This window comes from Syntrophomonas sp. UBA1041 (assembly GCF_002316705.1).
Taxonomy (GTDB): Bacteria; Bacillota; Syntrophomonadia; order Syntrophomonadales; family Syntrophomonadaceae; genus DTU019.
In genome coordinates, this window is the sequence record NZ_DCEA01000100.1 from 28,918 (window position 1) to 30,960 (window position 2,043).

Here is a 2,043-nt window from a genome sequence, read left to right on the forward strand (position 1 = left end):
CGATGCATCATATCAACCACTAACCGCGCCAAATCTTCCTGGGTAAACTGTTCATCCCATTTGTCCATAGTTGCCATTTGTGCTCCTCCTCTCTCCATATAAACGTCTATACGCCACGCGCAACGCAGCAGACCCTCCGTTCTCCCAGCCCTTGCCGCTTTGAGACCCGGTTGCCGCTGCTTCACCGGTAGGCAGCCGGCAGAACTGATTCATCAGCGATAAGCAGGGAGTCCGGGTTAATATATAATTCTATTCTACCAGTTACTATTCGTTGCGGTCATGATTTCTACCTGCAATGAGCTAAAAAAAGGACCTCCCGTCATCACCCGGGAGGATCTATGAGAAGCGTATCTGACCATGGATCAGTCTTTGGTCTTTATCGTCATTTTAATGCTGCGACAGCAATCATCATTCTTAACGATGACGCAATCGGGCCTGTCAATCAAGATATAATCACCTTCTGTTTCGATGATAAGATCTTCTTTGCTGGTGACAGCTCCTTCTTTGGGAATAAACAGTTGCCTTCCCAACGGAAGCAAATAGTCTTCTTTAATAATGGCCATAATATTACCCCCTATACAGTAAGCTTTTATTTAATGCCAAGCCGAGCCGGGGCTTCAGGACTTGGTCTATTTCCGCTCCCAATAGTCCGCTACCCGCTCAGGCTTAAAAATGCCACGATCGGTAATAACTCCTTTAATCAAATGGGGTGGTGTCAGGTCAAAGGCCGGATAAAATCCGTTAACTAAATCCCCGGTTATCCTGGTACCGTTAAAACTGGTAACCTCTTCGGGGTCGCGGTATTCAATGGGTATGTTTCGGCCCTCAACGCAATTTCTGTCCGGCCCTCCGTAGCCGAGTATATAAACCGGCAAATGATGATACCCGGCAGCGATGGCCAGTTGATAGGTTCCGACTTTATTGGCTACGGTGCCATCCATAGCAATCCGGTCAGCAGCGGTGAATACCTTGCTGATCATATTCGTACTCATACAATAAGCTGCCATATTATCCGAAATCAAAGTTACCGGAATTCCCAGTTGAGATGCCGACCACGCGGTGAGGCGAGCCCCCTGCAGATAAGGCCGGGTCTCGGTGGCAATGACAGACAGTCTTTTCCCATTCTCAGCAGCAAAATACAGCATATATAACAGGGCAGGTCCTGGAAAGCAGTGGGTTAACACCTTATCACCGTCTTCCAGAACCTGCTCTGCCCATCTGCCTGTCAATTCGGAACGCTTTTGCTGCCTTTCGACCGCCTCCGCGATGAAAACCATGATTTGTTGCGCAATGTCCCCTCGTTCCCATACAATGCGGCTCCAAATCTTTTCCAGCAGAGCTCCGAGGTGAAACCCGGTGGGCCGGGTATTAAACAGCCGTTCCTTAACAATGGCAAGAGATATCCTGAGTTGTTCCGGGGTGATCTGCTCCTTTTCAAGGTCGCGGGCCGCCATATATAAACCATAGGCAGCGGTGATAGCTATGTCACCGGCGCCCTGAACTGCCATCATCTCAATACCGCGAGCAACTTCCTCATAGTCCCGGCATATCAACTCTTCGGTCTTAAGCGGAAACAAGCGGCGATCAACGATCACCAGCCGGCCGTCCCGCAGAAAAACTGTATTGTTAATATGCATCAACAATGGTTGTGTCACACCCGGTACCTCCGGTTTTTCATCAGGAATATCTGGTTTCTTTACAATTTCTTACTCCTATTCAGCTAACTGGCCTGGTAGTGATCCATTCGATGATGGTGTTTATCGGCAACGTAGATGCGAACACGGCGGATGCAGCGCCCTGATCCACCAATGCCGCCGCATCTTGCGCCGGAATCAGCCCTTCGCCGAAGAGGCTGATATGCTTCCCGCCGGCAGCGTCCAATGCCTGGCGCATTTCCGGGAATACGGCCAGGTGTAATCCCGTGTATATACTCAAGCCCACCAGATCTACTTGAAGCTTGACTGCTTCAGCGGCGTTCTCCTCCAGGCTTTTGTACATACCGGAATAATACACCTCGACCCCGCCGGCCTCCTTAAGAGACCG

Annotated in this window: 3 protein-coding genes; all 3 read right to left on the bottom strand. The window is 50.1% G+C overall.

Features of this window, described 5'->3' with window-relative positions; genetic code table 11:
• Window positions 1-362: 362 nt before the first annotated feature.
• The gene (locus B2633_RS14635) at window positions 363-563 is read right to left on the bottom strand and encodes a hypothetical protein (protein ID WP_483171469.1); all 201 of its coding nucleotides are present in this window, start codon (window positions 561-563) and stop codon (window positions 363-365) included.
• 66 nt (window positions 564-629) lie between these two features.
• Window positions 630-1,655 carry a s-methyl-5-thioribose-1-phosphate isomerase gene (locus tag B2633_RS14640; RefSeq protein WP_483171470.1) on the bottom strand — a complete coding sequence of 342 codons (1,026 nt, stop codon included), beginning with the start codon at window positions 1,653-1,655 and terminating at the stop codon, window positions 630-632.
• A 61-nt stretch (window positions 1,656-1,716) separates the two neighbouring features.
• Window positions 1,717-2,043 (bottom strand): cobalamin B12-binding domain-containing protein (locus B2633_RS14645; RefSeq protein WP_483171471.1); only part of this gene is annotated, 327 nt, incomplete at its 5' end.